At 40.4% G+C, this 16,596-nt stretch carries 19 protein-coding genes and 1 pseudogene; 19 read left to right on the top strand and 1 reads right to left on the bottom strand.

The window, feature by feature from the left end:
* The first annotated feature begins 4 nt into the window (after positions 1–4).
* The 19 genes and pseudogenes from BM398_RS17635 to BM398_RS16695 all read left to right on the top strand — a co-directional run bounded on the left by BM398_RS17635 (position 5) and on the right by BM398_RS16695 (position 16,191).
* On the top strand, positions 5–157 hold the full coding sequence (locus tag BM398_RS17635; RefSeq protein WP_092336240.1) for a metal-sensing transcriptional repressor: 153 nt from the start codon (positions 5–7) through the stop codon (positions 155–157).
* Between the two features lie 136 nt (positions 158–293).
* The gene (locus BM398_RS16780) at positions 294–2,171 is read left to right on the top strand and encodes a heavy metal translocating P-type ATPase (RefSeq protein WP_092335874.1); all 1,878 of its coding nucleotides are present in this window, start codon (positions 294–296) and stop codon (positions 2,169–2,171) included.
* Positions 2,165–2,338: a hypothetical protein gene (locus BM398_RS16775; protein WP_242949721.1), complete on the top strand. Its 174-nt coding sequence runs from the start codon at positions 2,165–2,167 to the stop codon at positions 2,336–2,338. The genes BM398_RS16780 and BM398_RS16775 overlap by 7 nt, the downstream gene beginning before the upstream one ends.
* Before the next feature lie 216 nt (positions 2,339–2,554).
* Positions 2,555–3,820, top strand: a pseudogene (locus BM398_RS16770) (VirD4-like conjugal transfer protein, CD1115 family); the annotation flags it as partial.
* 49 nt (positions 3,821–3,869) lie between these two features.
* Positions 3,870–4,082, top strand: coding sequence for a Maff2 family mobile element protein (locus BM398_RS16765; RefSeq protein ID WP_026513592.1), 213 nt, complete (start codon positions 3,870–3,872; stop codon positions 4,080–4,082).
* Positions 4,083–4,154: 72 nt separating this feature from the next.
* Complete coding sequence (locus BM398_RS16760; protein ID WP_092339430.1) at positions 4,155–5,021, top strand: VirB6/TrbL-like conjugal transfer protein, CD1112 family; 867 nt, start codon at positions 4,155–4,157, stop codon at positions 5,019–5,021.
* A 10-nt stretch (positions 5,022–5,031) separates the two neighbouring features.
* Positions 5,032–5,454, top strand: a complete 423-nt coding sequence (locus BM398_RS16755; protein ID WP_092339428.1) for a PrgI family protein — start codon at positions 5,032–5,034, stop codon at positions 5,452–5,454.
* Complete coding sequence (locus BM398_RS16750) at positions 5,381–7,741, top strand: VirB4-like conjugal transfer ATPase, CD1110 family (RefSeq protein WP_092339426.1); 2,361 nt, start codon at positions 5,381–5,383, stop codon at positions 7,739–7,741. The genes BM398_RS16755 and BM398_RS16750 overlap by 74 nt, the downstream gene beginning before the upstream one ends.
* Complete coding sequence (locus BM398_RS16745) at positions 7,734–9,101, top strand: C40 family peptidase (protein WP_175532004.1); 1,368 nt, start codon at positions 7,734–7,736, stop codon at positions 9,099–9,101. The genes BM398_RS16750 and BM398_RS16745 overlap by 8 nt, the downstream gene beginning before the upstream one ends.
* Positions 9,102–9,112: 11 nt before the next feature.
* Positions 9,113–9,421 carry a DUF4315 family protein gene (locus BM398_RS16740; RefSeq protein WP_175532003.1) on the top strand — a complete coding sequence of 103 codons (309 nt, stop codon included), beginning with the start codon at positions 9,113–9,115 and terminating at the stop codon, positions 9,419–9,421.
* Positions 9,408–10,130, top strand: coding sequence for a DUF4366 domain-containing protein (locus BM398_RS16735; protein ID WP_092339420.1), 723 nt, complete (start codon positions 9,408–9,410; stop codon positions 10,128–10,130). The genes BM398_RS16740 and BM398_RS16735 overlap by 14 nt, the downstream gene beginning before the upstream one ends.
* The gene (locus BM398_RS16730; RefSeq protein WP_175532002.1) at positions 10,123–10,455 is read left to right on the top strand and encodes a plasmid mobilization protein; all 333 of its coding nucleotides are present in this window, start codon (positions 10,123–10,125) and stop codon (positions 10,453–10,455) included. Before BM398_RS16735 ends, BM398_RS16730 begins: the two co-directional genes overlap by 8 nt.
* Positions 10,456–10,475: 20 nt before the next feature.
* Positions 10,476–11,846: a relaxase/mobilization nuclease domain-containing protein gene (locus BM398_RS16725; RefSeq protein ID WP_092339415.1), complete on the top strand. Its 1,371-nt coding sequence runs from the start codon at positions 10,476–10,478 to the stop codon at positions 11,844–11,846.
* 190 nt (positions 11,847–12,036) lie between these two features.
* The gene (locus tag BM398_RS16720) at positions 12,037–12,420 is read left to right on the top strand and encodes a single-stranded DNA-binding protein (RefSeq protein ID WP_092339412.1); all 384 of its coding nucleotides are present in this window, start codon (positions 12,037–12,039) and stop codon (positions 12,418–12,420) included.
* Between the two features lie 90 nt (positions 12,421–12,510).
* Complete coding sequence (locus tag BM398_RS16715; RefSeq protein ID WP_092339410.1) at positions 12,511–13,635, top strand: hypothetical protein; 1,125 nt, start codon at positions 12,511–12,513, stop codon at positions 13,633–13,635.
* Between the two features lie 76 nt (positions 13,636–13,711).
* Complete coding sequence (locus BM398_RS17480) at positions 13,712–13,933, top strand: response regulator (protein WP_242949842.1); 222 nt, start codon at positions 13,712–13,714, stop codon at positions 13,931–13,933.
* A gap of 1 nt (position 13,934) precedes the next feature.
* Positions 13,935–14,636: a hypothetical protein gene (locus BM398_RS16705; protein WP_092339406.1), complete on the top strand. Its 702-nt coding sequence runs from the start codon at positions 13,935–13,937 to the stop codon at positions 14,634–14,636.
* A gap of 170 nt (positions 14,637–14,806) precedes the next feature.
* On the top strand, positions 14,807–15,133 hold the full coding sequence (locus BM398_RS16700; RefSeq protein WP_092339403.1) for a helix-turn-helix domain-containing protein: 327 nt from the start codon (positions 14,807–14,809) through the stop codon (positions 15,131–15,133).
* Positions 15,134–15,138: 5 nt separating this feature from the next.
* Positions 15,139–16,191 (top strand): DNA cytosine methyltransferase, encoded by a 1,053-nt coding sequence (locus tag BM398_RS16695; RefSeq protein WP_092339401.1) that lies wholly within the window; start codon positions 15,139–15,141, stop codon positions 16,189–16,191.
* A gap of 114 nt (positions 16,192–16,305) precedes the next feature.
* Here the strand turns inward: BM398_RS16695 and BM398_RS16690 are convergent.
* Positions 16,306–16,596, bottom strand: a 291-nt coding sequence (locus BM398_RS16690; RefSeq protein WP_139233851.1) for a transposase domain-containing protein, incomplete at its 5' end; no start/stop codon positions are given.

Below are 16,596 nucleotides of genomic sequence, written 5' to 3'. Positions count from 1 at the left end.
GCAGATCAGTGCGGCAAAGTCTGCACTAAACAAGGCAGGTCAGGTTGTTCTTGAAGGACATATCAATCACTGTATCAAAGATGCAGTTGAAGAAGGCGATGAGTCGAAAATTGAGAACTTTACCAAGGCGATAGAGCGGTTCGCAAATATGCAGTAATAGACAAAGATAGAATATAACTGATTACGAGAATAGAAGGCAGTCGTTGGACTGTCTTTTATTATGGACTTGACAACCTATACCCCCATAGGTATAATATAGGGCATACCCCCATGGGTATAGATTGGAGGTTCATATGAAGAAATTCATGTACCGATTGGAGGAATGGATGGAGATCGGCGGTACGAAGAAGGACATCGTGCTGCTTGTGATAGGCGGCATTTCTCTTATCTTAAGTTTATTGGATAGCAGATTGCACTTTAATCCGTTTCCATTTGATATTGCGTGGGCTGCGATCATTCTCTGTGGTATTCCCATCATACTTGAGGCGATTATCGGTCTTATTACACGCTTTGATATCAAGGCTGACGTGCTTGTTTCCCTTGCTCTGATTGCGTCCGTTTGTATCCATGAAGACTTTGCGGCTGGCGAAGTTGCTTTCATCATGCAGCTTGGGTCATTGCTTGAAGACCTAACCGTAGCACGTGCAAGAGCAGGAATTGAAAAACTTGTACATCTTACTCCGCAGACAGCCAGGGTAATAAAAGACGGAACTGAACGGATTGTTCCGGCAGAGCAGGTACAGGTGGATGACCTGATCAGGGTGCTGCCTGGTGAGACAATCCCGGTTGATGGTATCATCACATCCGGGCAGACAAGTATCAATCAGGCTGTTATGACCGGTGAATCCCTTCCGGTGGATAAAACCGTCGGGGATGAGGTTTCCAGTGGAACTGTCAATCAGTTTGGCGCTTTCGAGATGAAGGCTGCCAAGGTCGGCGAAGATAGTTCCATCCAGCGGATGATAAAGCTGGTTCAGTCTGCGGATGCTGATAAAGCAAAAATCGTAGGATTGGCTGACAGATGGGCAACTTGGATCGTAGTCATTGCGTTATCGGCAGCGGCTCTTACATGGATATTTACTGGGGAAATCATTCGTGCGGTGACAATACTGGTTGTGTTCTGCCCGTGTGCATTGGTGCTTGCCACGCCAACAGCTATCATGGCTGCGATAGGAAATGCAACGAAGCATGGTTTCCTTGTGAGAGAAGGAGATGCACTGGAACGGTTGGCAAGAGTATCACGGATTACCTTTGACAAGACGGGAACGCTGACCTATGGAGTACCAAAGGTTACAGCGGTAAAGTCCGTGTCGAATTATACGGAAGATGATGTATACAGACTGGCTGCTTCTGCTGAAAAATTATCTGAGCATCCGCTTGGCAAAGCGATTGTGAAATCATACGGGAAAGACATTCCGGTTCCGACAGACTTTCATATGGAACCGGGTGAGGGAGTTACTGCGAAGGTTGATGGGATTACAGTCCGTGCCGGAAATGAGAAGATGATCAGAAATGCTGGACTTGATCTTCCTGTTTCAATGGACATCAAGAAGTATCTGGAACAGGGCAGCACAGTCATCTATGTGGGGACTGATCAGGAAACGATTGGATATATCGTGCTGTCAGATACTCTGCGTGAAGAGGCAGGGGAGATGATACAGAAGACGAGGGCACTTGGTATTACACCGGTGCTGCTTACCGGTGATAACGAACAGGCTGCAGGTCATATCGCAGGAAAGCTTGGAATAGAAAACATCACTGCGAATTGTATGCCTGAGGATAAGCTGAAAGAAATCGGGAATCTTCAGAGTGGCGGAAATAGAGTCTTAATGATCGGTGACGGTATCAATGATGCGCCTGCACTTAAGAAGGCGAATGTCGGTATTGCAATGGGAGGTGTTGGAAGCGATATCGCTGTGGATGCCGCGGATATCGCACTTGTTGATGATGAGATCAAGGAATTGCCTCATCTTCTGGCATTGTCGAAGAGGATGATGACAACGATAAAGATTAATCTAACGTTTTCGATGACGCTAAACTTCCTTGCAATCACTCTTGCGATAACGGGGACTCTGGGGCCGGTAATCGGGGCTCTTGTGCATAACGCCGGAAGTGTGGCGGTCATTATAAACTCAGCTTTACTGCTTAAATGGAAGAAAAAGTCATGGTAATTGGAATTATTGAGATCATCATAGGATTGCTTGTGTTGGGAGCAGGAATCTATTATTTGGTCAAGGAAAAGGACGATAAGGAATCGAAGAAAATATACGGAATCACATCAGGTGTGGGTGCTGTGGTTTCTGTTGTAGCCGCAGTAATATTGATAACGCATCTGTAAAACAAACATAGGATGATTATTGAAGGAGAGTCGAGTAACATCGGCTCTTTTATTTTGTCCGGAGGGAGGTGGTCATTTGTATCCGGTCAGTGAAGCTTTCATGAATGCAGTGAATTCATGAACACCATTTCCGGCGCAGGTCTCAAGATAAGGGAATCGTTTATACGGGTCCTTTTTTATTTCAAATGACACCATTTTGGTCTTGACAAAATGCTTCCAAAAGGACTGCTTCTTCCTGAGACGGGTATGGCGCTATATAAGAACGGCTACAGGATAAAGGTGTTCAACACTATAAATTTTGCCAAGAGTCAACATTATAATCCATTCCACTACGTGCATTCAGAGAAAGACATCCTTAAGATGGTCAACGTGCTAATGATGAACACGAAGGGTGAAGGAAAGAGCTCCGATCCGTTCTGGGATAAAGCAGAGACAATGCTTTATACGGCGCTTATCGGTTACATTCATTATGAAGCGCCAAAAGAAGAGCAGAATTTCAAGATGCTGCTTGAGATGATCAATGCTATGGAAGTCAGGGAGGATGATGAGGATTTTAAGAACGCGATAGACCTTATCTTCGAAGATCTGGAAAAAGAGAAGCCTGACCATTTTGCTGTAAGACAGTATAAGAAGTTCAAACTGGCGGCAGGTAAGACAGCCAAGTCAATACTTGTATCCTGCGGCGCCAGACTGGCTCCTTTTGATATCGCGGAACTTCGTGAGATAACGGCGTATGACGACCTTGAGCTCGATACTCTCGGAGATGAAAAGACAGCTCTTTTTCTTATTATGTCTGATACAGAAAGTACATTCTCATTCCTTATAAGCATGATATACACGCAGCTCTTTAATCTGCTCTGTGAAAAAGCGGATGATGAGTATGGCGGGAGATTACCTGTTCATGTCAGGTGCCTTATTGATGAGTGCGCTAACTGCGGAACTATCCCGAATCTTGAACGTATCGTAGCTACGATACGAAGTAGGGAGATATCGGCTTGTTTAGTCCTTCAGGCGAAGTCACAGCTAAAGGCATTGTACAAAGAGCAGTGTGAAACAATCATAGGAAACATGGATGCGCAGATATTCCTTGGAGGAAGTGAGACTGAGACATTAAAAGACTTAAGTGCAGTCCTTGGAAAAGAGACAATCGATTATTACAACATCCAAGATACCAAAGGGATGCAGCCTTCGATATCTACAAATTATCAGAAGGTAGGGCATGACCTTATGAGCATGGATGAACTTGCAGTCCTTGATGGCGGCAAGTGCATAGTTCAGGTGAGAGGTGTAAGACCATTCATATCAAATAAGTATGACCTTACCAAACATCCCAAGTATCACCTGACTGCAGATTACAGCGCAAAGAACTACTTTGATGTTGAGCAGTTCGTAAAGCGCGGAGACAACTTAATACTTAGACCCGATGACGAATATGAAGTCATCGAAGCAGATGAATTGGAGAGCGTACCGGAAGAGGAATAAAGATCTTTCGAGACGCTCATTTTGTTTAAAAGAAAGAGAGGATTTTATTATGGCATTTTTTCAGAGTTCAGTAACAGTACTTCAGTCACTCGTGATCGCACTTGGAGCAGGTCTTGGAATCTGGGGCGGCATAAACCTTATGGAAGGATACGGCGGAGATAATCCCGCTGCGAAGAGCCAGGGAATGAAGCAGCTAATGGCAGGAGGCGGAATCGCACTTATCGGAACTACTCTTGTGCCTCTTCTTGCAGGCCTTTTCTAAGATTGGTAGGAGTGATCAGACAGCGGCCGGAGAGAAATCTCCGGTCGTATTTAAAAGTAATGGAGGGCATGCATGGAATCAGTATTAGAACAGATTGAAGAATGGTTTAGAAACATGCTCATCGAAGGAATAATGGAACATCTTACGAATACCTTTTCATCATTGAATACAGAGGTTGGAGAGATATCAAATGTTGTTGGGCAGACACCTGCAGAGTTTTTACCGTCGGTATATAACCTGATAAGAACCTTGTCAGAGAATCTGATAATGCCGATAGCGGGAATCATCCTGACTATTATTGCTTGTTATGAGCTCATTCAGCTTGTCATAAGCCATAACAACCTTGCCAATTTCGAGACCTTTATATTTTTTAAATGGGTATTTAAGACTTTTGTGGCGGTAACACTTATAACCAATACTTTCACGATAACAATGGCGGTGTTTGATGTAGCCAAGTGGGTAATAGAAAGAAGCGGAGGAATCATAGCTGCAAGCACAGCGGTAGATGCATCTACTCTTGCATCAATGCAGCCTGTTCTTGAAGCAATGGATACGGGAGAACTGTTCAGTATCTTCCTGCAGACATTTGTTTTGCAGTTCCTAATAAAGCTGGCGGCAGTGTTCATCTTCATTGTGGTGAATGGAAGGATGATCGAGATTTATCTGTACGTTTCAATGGCTCCAATCCCGTTCGCAACGTTTGGAAATCAGGAACAATCGCAGATGGGACAGAACTATTTCAAGGCTTTGTGGGCTCTTGGGCTTCAGGGATTTCTTATCATGGTCTGTGTTGGAATATATGCTGTGATGATCCAGTCTGTAGCGTTTAGTTCAGACATCATGGGATCAATGTGGAAAGTATTTGGCTTTACGGTACTTCTTGGATTTACGCTGCTTAAGTCGGGTTCGATAGCAAAATCGATTCTTCATGCAACTTAAAGGAGGACTCATGGCAAATTATATCAGCGTACCTCGTGATTTTTCCAAAGTGAAATCAAAGGTATTTTTTAATCTGACAAAAAGACAGCTCATATGCTTTTCGCTTGGAGCAATGATAGGTGTTCCTACCTTCTTTCTCATAAAACGGTTTGGAAATGTGACAGTGGCAACTCTTGGGATGATGATCACCATGATGCCGCTGTTTTTTCTTGCCATGTATGAAAAGAATGAGCAGCCGCTTGAGGTGTACATAGAGCATTTCATTGATGCTACGTTCAAAAGACCTAAAGTACGCCCATATAGAACACAGAATTATTATGCACTGCTTGAAACAATAGCAGTGCAGGAAAGGAAGACAGATGATAAAACCATTTCAAAAGGGAAAGAAAAAAAGAGACGTGCCTCAGACCGCACAGGAAAGCATTCCCTTTGACAGAATGTTTCCCGATGGTATATGCCGCGTAGGGAAGAGCTTCTACACTAAGACAATACAGTTTCAGGATATCAATTACCAACTTGCTCAGCAGGAAGACCAGACGGAGATTTTTGAGGAATGGTGCAGTTTCCTTAACTTCTTCGATAGTTCGGTGCATTTTCAGCTATCTTTTTTAAACCTCACGACAGATGTAGAGAAGTTTGAGAAAAAGATAGCTATAAAGCACAGGGGTGATGGTTATGACAGAGTTCGTGATGAGTATAGTTACATGCTGTTTCATCAGATGCAGGCAGGAAATAACGGACTTACCAAGACTAAGTTCCTTACCTTTGGAATACATGCAAACGGTATGAAAGAAGCTAAGCCGAGGCTTGCACATATTGAGAATGATCTTCTCAACAACTTTAAGAGGATAGGAGCGGTAGCTGCAACGCTTAACGGAATGGAGAGACTTGAGCTTATGCATGCTCAGTTCCATATGGGGGATGATTCCAAGTTCTTTTTTGACTGGAACGATTTTTCTAAAGCGGGATCCTCCGTTAAGGATGCCATTGCACCAAGTAGTTTCTATTTCAAGAACGGAAGAGTATTTAAGATGGGAAGTACATACGGATGCATGAGTTTTTTGCATATAACTGCATCTGATATAAGCGACAGGATGCTTGCTGATTTTCTTTCTATGGAATCAAGTCAGATAGTTACTATCCATCTGCAATCGGTCAATCAAAATGAAGCTATAAAGACCATCAAACATACCATCACTGAACTGGACAGATCCAAGATTGATGAGCAGAAACGAGCAGTCCGCTCAGGTTATGACATGGATATAATTCCTTCGGATCTTGCAACTTACGGAAAAGATGCAAAAGAACTCCTGAAGGAATTGCAGTCCCAAAATGAGAGAATGTTCCTCATGACATTTCTTATCATGAATACAGGGACAACACAGCAGGAACTTGAGAACAATTTTTTTCAGGCAAACAGTATAGCTCAGAAGCATAACTGCAATCTTATAAGGCTCGATTTTCAGCAGGAGCAGGGGCTTATGAGCATGCTTCCGCTTGCAAGTAACCTTATAGAGATAAGAAGAGGAATGACTACATCTTCAACAGCTATCTTTGTCCCGTTTACGACTCAGGAACTGTTCCAGACGGGAAAAGAATCTCTGTACTACGGTGTGAATGCGCTGTCTAGTAACCTCATCATGGTAGACAGAAAGCTCTTAAAGAATCCCAACGGACTTATACTTGGAACTCCCGGTTCAGGAAAGTCTTTTGCGGCGAAAAGAGAGATTGCAAATGCGTTTCTTGTAACGGATGACGATATCGTGATATCTGATCCCGAGCGTGAATATAGTCCACTAGTTGAACACTTCGGAGGTCAGGTCATAAAGATAAGTCCTACATCAACGCAGTACATCAATCCGATGGATATTAACAATAATTATTCCGATGATGACGATCCGGTCATGCTGAAGGCGGATTTTATCCTGTCCTTGTGTGAGCTTATCGTCGGAGGAAAAGAAGGACTTCTTCCTGTAGAAAAGACAGTCATCGACAGATGTATTCACCAGATCTACCGAAGGTATTATGAAAATCCTGTGCCTGAGAATATGCCTATACTTGAAGACTTATACAATGAGCTTCTTAAGCAGGAAGAGGCAGAGGCTATACATATAGCTACGGCACTTGAGATTTATGTATCGGGTTCACTTAATGTCTTTAACCATAGGACAAATGTGGATATAAAGAGCAGGATAGTATGCTACGACATTAAGGAACTTGGTAAGCAGCTCAAGAAGATTGGGATGCTCATAATTCAGGATCAAGTCTGGGGAAGAGTATCATCCAACAGAGAAGCCGGAAAGTCTACAAGGTACTATTCGGATGAGATGCACCTGCTCCTTAAAGAAGAGCAGACAGCCGCTTATACGGTAGAGATATGGAAGCGCTTCAGAAAGTGGGGAGGAATCCCGACAGGCATAACTCAGAACATCAAGGATCTGCTTGCTTCACGTGAGATTGAGAATGTCTTTGAGAATTCAGATTTTATTCTCATGCTCAATCAGGCGGTGGGAGATAGGCAGATCCTAGCTAAGCAGCTTAATATAAGCCCTCATCAGCTCTCGTATGTAACACATTCGGGAGAAGGTGAAGGGCTTTTGTTTTACGGAAATGTCATCCTGCCATTTGTTGACAGATTCCCTAAAGACCTTGAACTTTATCGGATCATGACTACGAAGCCGCAGGAGATTAATGAAGCAAAGGAGCAGAAGAATGGATGATGAAAGGAAAAAGAATAGTGAAGATAAGAACTCCGGTGTCCAAAGTATTGAAGCCGGATTATCTGTAGCTCATGTCTATGCAGAAAAGCTTGAGAAATATAACTATAAGAAAAAGCAGAGAGCAAGAAAGCTTCATAAGCACATGGCTGAGGACAGAGCTGTGCAGAAGTCTGAATCCAATCCTCAGTCAAAAGCAAGGCAGCGTGCTCAGATAAAGAAAGAGACTCAGAGAAAAGTACAGAATCGAAGCTCCAAAGAGGCGGCAAATCAGTTTGGGGATATCAGTAGAAAGTTTGTGGATAAAGCAGAAGATTTGACTGGAAAGTTTGCTGAATATCTGGCGGAACACTTTGAAGAATGGTCTGTTGTTTTTGTGGTGCTGGTTCTCATCCTTGTTATCGGAGCTCTTTTCTCTTCGTGTGGGTCGGCTCTTACTGGAACATCCCATGTGGGAGTCGCAACAAGTTATACATCCGATGATGACGACATATACGCGGTTGAGGATGATTACAGGGAAATGGAAGAGGCGCTTCAAGAAATAATAGATAATGTTGAGGATGTTCATCCAGGTTATGACGAGTATCAATACTATCTTGATAACATTGGGCATAATCCATATCAGCTTGCGGCAGTGCTTACTGTTCTTTATGAACAGTATAAAGGCAGTGTTGTGAGAGCAACATTAACAGAGATCTTTGAGCGGCAGTATTATCTTTCGTTTAATTCTGTTACGGAGACAAGAACGGATGATGATACGGGGATTCAGTATGAATACAAGATTCTGAAGGTTACTTTGGTAAACCGAACTTTGGATAACGTTATAAGAGGTCTTGGGTTATCAGCAGACCAGATGGCAAGGTATGAGGTTCTTCTTGAGACTTATGGGAATAAGAGATATTTGTTTGAGGATGACATTTATTCCATAGTGGAGCCGGGAAGATACGGTGAGTATGACGTTCCACCTGAAGCTCTTACCAACACGAGATTTTCCAACATGATAAGAGAGGCTGAGAAGTATCTCGGATATCCATATGTATGGGGAGGAAGCAAACCTTCTACGTCGTTTGATTGTTCAGGATTTGTGTGTTGGGTGATCAATCATAGCAATAACGGATGGAATGTAGGAAGGACAACTGCAAACGGACTTCTCGGAAGATGTACAAGAGTTTCTGCATCGGAAGCACAGCCGGGAGACCTTATCTTTTTCAAAGGAACTTATGATGTAAAGGGTGCCAGTCACGTTGGAATATATGTGGGTGACGGAATGATGTTGCATTGCGGAAATCCAATCCAGTATACGTCTATAAATAGCAATTATTGGCGCAAGCACTTCTATACTTACGGAAGAATAAATGCATGAGGGAGGTAATTATGTTTGAGAGAATCGATAGATTGAGAGATGAACTTGAGAGAGCCAAGATGCGAAGAGCTGAGGCGGAGGCAAGGGTAAAAGCTTGTGAGAATAAGTTAAAAGAAGCTGAGAATAATCAGATCATATCGGAGGTTGCAAAGAGAAAGCTTCGTCCCGAAGAGCTGGCTAAACTTTTGCAGATGGCATCGGATGGAAGATTGGAAGCTCTTTTATCGGGAAGCTCGGTAGAGGATGCGGCGGAAGCCTACGATGCAGGATCAGCTACAGACTACGATGAAAGTGAGGAAATAGGTTATGAGGAAACTTAATAAGTTTTGTGTGAAAGCTGTAGCGGGTGCTGCAGCTCTTTTTATTGGAACAACTCCGGTAAATGTATCTGCAAATGCACCGGAGTGTACTTGTGAAACAAAGTGTACGGAGGATTGCATCAACAAAGAATGCAAGGTATGCGGAAAGGATTTTAATGATTGTGAGGGAAAAGAAACGGAGGAGCTTCCTGAGGAATATGGGCCTCTTACACCTGATGGAAATATGGATCTTGTGGATGATTACGGAAGCTTAGAATGTGGCGGCAAGCAGTTTATCACTGTCGTTACTAAGAGCGGAAATTATTTCTACATCATAATCGATAGGGATGACGATGGTAATGAGAATGTTCATTTCCTGAATATGGTCGATGAGAGAGATCTCCTTACTCTGATGGATGATGAGGAAGTAAAAGAGTATATGGAACTTACGAAGGAAGAGGAGAAAGAACCTGTTCAGGAACCGACTCCCGCACCTGTCCCCGAACCAGAGCCAACACCTGCTCCTGAACCTGTGAAGAAGGATTATACACTGCTTCTTATCGTTCTTCCTATTACTGCTCTTGGATTGATATTTGCATATTTCGCTCTTAAGAAAAAGAGACAGCAGCCAAAGGATGAGCCGGATCCTGATGTAGATTACGTGGATGATGAGAATGATTATCTTAATCAGATCGGGGCTGATGAAGAGGATGTGAATGCTGATGACTAACAGAACTTGCAAGGTTTTCTTTAGGGCAACACCTGAAGAAATGGAAAAAGTATATTCAAAGATGGAGAGCGTAGGCATTAAGAATCTTAGTGCCTACCTCAGAAAAATAGTCTTAAGAGGATTTGTGATAGAGATTGATATGTCGGACTTTAAAGATATTCGAAGGCTACTAAGTATTGAAAGTAACAATCTTAATCAGTACGCAAGAAGAGCTAACGAGACCGGAAGCATACATAAGGCTGACATTGAAAGTCTGCAGAAATCACATAAGGAACTTATAGGGCTTATGGGAAATATTCTTGATAAGTTCAACGACATGTATTGAGTGAAACGAGGTAAACGTAAATGGCAGCAACGAGACTGATTGCTATGCATAAGAATATAGGAAAGTCGGTGGGACAATGCCTGGCTTCTCGAACAGATTATGCCAAGGATGAAGATAAGACCGAAGACGGAAAGTACATAACCGCCTATGCTTGCAATGTGGATATTGTGGAAAAAGAGTTCTTGGATTCAAGGAATGAGTATATAAGAACTACAGGCAGAGAATATAAGGGCGATATCATTGCTTACCAAATCAGACAATCCTTTAAACCCGGAGAGGTTACACCAGAAGAAGCAAATGCAATCGGTTACGAAACTGCCATGAGGTTTACCAAAGGAAATCATCAATTCATCTGTTGTACTCATGTTGATAAGGAACATATCCACAATCACATAATCTATAACTCCGTGAATCTTCACTGTGACAAGAAATTTAGAGACTCATGGTTTTGTGGGATTGGTCTTAGGCATCTATCCGACATGATTTGTCTTGAGCATGGCCTATCGGTAATAGAACCTTACAAGCATAAAGGAAAGAAACCAATCTATCAAAAGAGCTATCGCCAAGATATAAGAGATGCCATTGATAAGATTCTTGCAGGTAAGCCCAAAAATCTTGAAGCTCTTATATCCGAACTTGAAAAAGCCGGGTATGAGATAAAACGAGGAAAGCACTTGGCGCTAAGAGGGCATGGAAGAAAGAATTTCGTTAGATTCAGATCTTTGGGAAAAGAGTATTCGGTGGAAGCTCTGAAAAATAAGATTGAAGGAACTTACGAAATCAAAGGTTTCAAGAAGGATGTTTCTTTCGACTTGCTCGTAGATATTCAGGAAAAGATAAGGCAGGGAAAGGGTATAGGTTATGTTCGCTGGAGTAAGAAATTCAACAATAAAGCTATCATGAAAACGTTGCTCTTTTTAAATGATAGAGGAATCAGAAGTTATGCAGAGCTCAAGGAAAAAGCAGATGTATCTGCGGCAGATTTTAGAAAACATACGGATAGCATAAGAGCTGTTGAAGGAAAAATCGATGAACTAGGAAAGCTTCGAAAACACCTGGTCAACTTCAATAAGACAAGAGCTATTTTCGAAGAATATAAGAAATCTCATTACAGTAAAAAGTTCTTTGAAGCTCATCGGGAGGAAATAACAAAGTGCAGAGCAGCAAAAAATGCTTTCAACGAGTATGGACAAAAGCTTCCATCGATAAAAGAACTGAACAATGAGATTGGAAGACTTATGCAGGATAAGAAATCTTTATACAGGGAGTATTACCTGAAGAGGGATAATAACAAAAATCTTCAGGAAGCGAAGAGAAACGTGGAGATGTTTTTACAAATCGATGCAAAAGATACAGATAAGAAAATCGAGAAATCGCAGCCTTCTCGGTGATACAAAAACGTAGTTATTAAGCGATAGCGCTGTTCCGAATTTTTCGGTGAAAGGGGTTTGGGGCGGTACGCCTCCAACAAGCGGCAAGAGCATTTGTCTGTCAAATGCACTGCTTGCCACTTCTTTTATAGCCCTCGTAGGGATTCTTTAGAAGCGGCGCTACGCCTATGTTTGAAAGGAGGAATCCTAGATGAATAAAGTAATATTGGTAGGTCGTCTTACCAAAGATGCTGAGATTAGAAAAGCATCTACTGACAAGAAGGTGGCCAGATGTACCCTTGCGGTCAACAGAACATATAAACGCGAAGATGAGGAGCAATCAGCTGACTTCATAAACCTTGTTTCTTTTAAAAATCAAGCAGACTTCCTTGAGAAGTACGGCAAAAAAGGAACCAAGTTTATTGTCATCGGTCGCATCCAGACCGGTAGTTACGAAAAGGACGGAACTCGTATCTTCACCACCGATGTTATTGTCGAACAACTCGAATTTGCCGAGAGCAAAAACTCTTCCGGCATTGAATCTGAAGAGTATACAGAAGTTCCGGAGGGATTTGATGGACTTCCGTTTAAATAGATAGAAGTGAGGGGGATTTGTGTAATGTGGTGCATTAAAAAATTTTTTTTGGTATAATTTAATCGATTATTCTTAGAAAGAGGACATCATATGGCAAAAAGGGCAGCAATGGATGAACAAACCTATATGAATTTTTATAGGGAGAGTATTTCGGGATATTCAGGAAAAGCAAAGCGCAAGATATGCAAAAAGTTGCTAGAAGAAGGCAAAATTACATTTGATCCTCAAATGCGATTAGCATTTGGAAATAATGAGCCTAAGTTTTTTGATAAAAATGATCCAGATGCTATTATTTCATCAACGACAATGACTCCTGATTGTATGAGTTTCTTTGAAGAATATGAGTATGAGAAGTTGTATAAATACTCTGTTCCCTTTTTTTATGAGTCAGATAGTAAGATGAAAAACTTACTTGAAAAAGCAGGAATAAATAGATTTGATAAAAATAACTATGCACCTGATTATATTATCGGAACATCTTTACAGGATGTCGTTCCGATGTGGCATGAAAAGGACGGCATGTATTTTATTAAATTCGTTCTGCAGAAATCGTATTTTAGAGGTGATTCATATCAGCAAATAGATTATAGATATCCTATAGTGATATATTTTGATGAGTCTATAAAAATGTTTGAAATAAGATATGATGCAATCAAATATAGTAATCAGCAGGCGGATTATGATGAATATCCCAATATTGTGAGCTTTGCCTTAGATTGGTTGAGGGATAAACTAGATATAGCTATTTTCCTGTGTGAACATGAGAATGCTATAGATATTGTTAATGACAAGGCTGATTCATCGGTAAGAATATACAAACAGATGATGGATTTAAAGTCTGGAGGTGCTGCAGAGTTAAAGGCAGCAAAAGGCCGAGATGCAGTTCTTCCTTTTGTTGGGGAATTGAGGGAACTGATAGATGAGAATGAGGAATTATTTGATAGTTCACCTGAGATAAAAGAGATATTCCTTAAATATCTTAATGATATTGAGGCAACAGCTAGTTACCCATACATATATGTTAAATGGGAATATGCTGTTGAGTCTCAGAGTTATATTGTAAAAATTACTTTTGATTATCTGAGCCAGAAATATACTTTGCTTCAGCATATGACAGGTACATGCAATGATTTTGGAATGGAGCGTATGAATAATGCACTCAAATATTTTTGTAAAAGCGCTGCCTTTACTAAAGGAGAGCAAATTAAATATTGATATCGATGCATTTATTGATTTTCTTGGTCATTATAAGCAGAATGATTGGATGTATCCAACGGCGATTCATCGTAGATTGAAAATTGACATTAGAGAAATTTATAAAGCATTAGAGATTCTTTCTGATAATGGATTGTTGGAACAGTATTTGGAAATTTATTGCCCAAATTGTAAAAGATATACAGGAGATTTCTTCAAGACAATAGGAGATATTCCGAAAGAAATATATTGTGAAAATTGTGATGAAGAAATTTTGAATCCGTTAGAACATGCTGTTGTTATTTACAAGGTGTTGTGATATGACAGATTATTCGGTACAAGATATAGAAGATATCATTCTTGAGTCAGGGTTGAAATTTCCAGATCTTTTTAATTCTTTTGTTGAAAAGAATTCTCGTTTAATTCAGTTAAGTGAAAATAATCATAATAGATACTGCGAGTTATACGAGGAAGTGTTTAGTGTTTCTTCAACAACTAAAGAAAAAGGGAATAAACTTGAGGATTTAATTGTTTTTTTGTTTAAAAATGCTTTTCCAATAATCTTTGAGGTCAAAAGAAATTGCAGAACATCTACAAACGAGTTGGATTTATTGATTAGTTGGACGCAACAGGCAAAGTCTTCTGGAATCTTAAAAGAACTTTGTGGTCTTGGAAATGCATTTTTGTGCGAGTGCAAAAATTATAAGGGCAAAGTAGATGTAACATATATAGGGAAATTTATGTCTCTTCTTTGTTGTTCTGATACTAAATTAGGTGTAATGGTTGCGTGGGATGGAGTGACAGGGAATGGATGGAAAGCCGGAATGGGATTGATTAAAAAAATCGCTCTTTCTGAAAAAAGATATATACTTGTAATTACAAAGGAAGATTTAGAGAGTATTTATCTGAAAAAAGATAATTTGTTTAATATACTAATGAAAAAGTATGCGGCATTGAAACAAGATATTGAATATGCTTCATTTATTAAAAGACATGAGTTGGAAGATAGGTGGGATAAGTAGTATTTTAATGATGCAAGCATTATATGGGTTTGACTTTAGAGTCAGGCCTTTTTTTATGCTAAGGAAAGTTTGAGCTCAGATATAGAATTGTGCTGCGAAAACGCAGCGTTTTTAGTGTGATTTGTTGACATAACGCAGCAAAATTGATATGCTTTTTTAGAGGTGCATGTATGCAAAATTTTGGTGAACATCTTAGGCTTCTTCGCAATAGAAAAGGTTTTAGTTTAAACAAAGTTTTTGAAAAAACGGGGATAACAGATTCTAGATTATCAAAAGCTGAAAATGGTTCTTGGAATAATCTCAAAATTGATGATTTGAAAAAATTGGCAAAATTATATGATTCTCCTATTGTTCCACTTTGTTTGATGGCTGAACTGTTTGATGAAAATGATATTGAGCAGTACAGGTCAACTTTTAAGAATGTTAACCTGTTAGATGATGAAGAAAAAAAGCATATACAATCTGAGATTGATTTTATTATTAGAAGGAAAAGGTGAACTATATGGTATTTCATTTGGGAGAATTATTCTGCGGCCCAGGAGGAATTGGTTGGGGAGCAACCCATGCAGAAATAGATAATCCGGAATATAAGATTGTGCATCAGTGGGCAAATGATTATGATGAATCAACTTGTGAAACGTATCGACATAATATTTGTCCTAATGAGCCAGAGACAGTATATCATGGAGATATTCGTACATTTGACATGAATGTACTTTCTCCTATAGATGCGCTTGCATTTGGCTTTCCTTGTAATGACTATAGTGTTGTTGGTGAACAGAAAGGTATGAAGGGCAACTTTGGTCCGTTATATTCATATGGAGTTAAAGCTTTAAAAAAATTCAAGCCTAAGTGGTTTCTGGCGGAAAATGTTGGCGGTCTTAGAAGTGCTAATGATGGAAAAGCTTTTACTAAAATATTATCTGAATTGGAAAATGCAGGTTATATAATTACTCCTCATTTATATAAATTTGAAGAATATGGTATTCCCCAAGCAAGACATCGTGTGATAATTATAGGAATTAGGAAAGATATTGATGTAAAATTCAGAGTACCGTCTCCAGCACCATATTCTAAAATAGATAATACATGCAGAAGTGCTATAGAAAATCCTCCGATACCTAAAGATGCATTTAATAATGAACTTACAAAGCAGTCAGAACAGGTGGTGGAGCGTTTAAAACATATTAAGCCGGGAGAAAATGCATTTACTGCGAATTTGCCAGATGATTTGAAGCTTAATGTAAAGGGAGCAAAGATAAGCCAAATTTACAAACGGCTTGATCCGACAAAACCGTCATACACTGTAACGGGGAGTGGTGGCGGAGGAACACATATCTATCATTGGGAGGAACCAAGAGCATTAACGAATCGCGAGCGTGCTAGGTTACAGACATTTCCAGATGATTATGAGTTTATGGGAAGTAAAGAAAACGTTCGAAAACAGATTGGTATGGCTGTTCCTTGCCAGGGAGCAAAGATAATATTCGAAGCTGTGTTAAAAAGTTTTGCTGGTATTGAATATGAATGGGTAGATGCAAATATCAATGAATAATAACTAAAGTCAGTTACTTTTGAGAAAGTAGCTGACTTTAGCATTATAGACTAGCTCATGTAGCGTAAACGTCAAATAATCCGCTACCGATAAAAATATACGCCGCTTTTATTATCAGCGGCGTGGTTTACGGCATATATCAGGTAATGATTTTGACCAGGGTAGCAAATGATCAAGCTTTGCCGTATCTATATTTCCATTTTCATCACAGAGTTTTGGAAGCTCTGTAAGGAGGTGATCAAAGTAATAAAAGGGCACCAGACCATTTAGTTTGGCTGTCTCAACAATTGAATATATAACAGCACTTGCTTTGGCACCGCGCGGAGTGTTAATTATCACCCAGTTTTTTCTGCCGATTGTAAATGGACGTATGCTTCGTTCGCTTAGAGAGTTGTCTATTGGTAC

The sequence above is a fragment of the Butyrivibrio sp. M55 genome, assembly GCF_900116865.1.
GTDB lineage: Bacteria > Bacillota > Clostridia > Lachnospirales > Lachnospiraceae > Butyrivibrio.
This window is presented reverse-complemented; position numbering and strand designations above follow the sequence as displayed.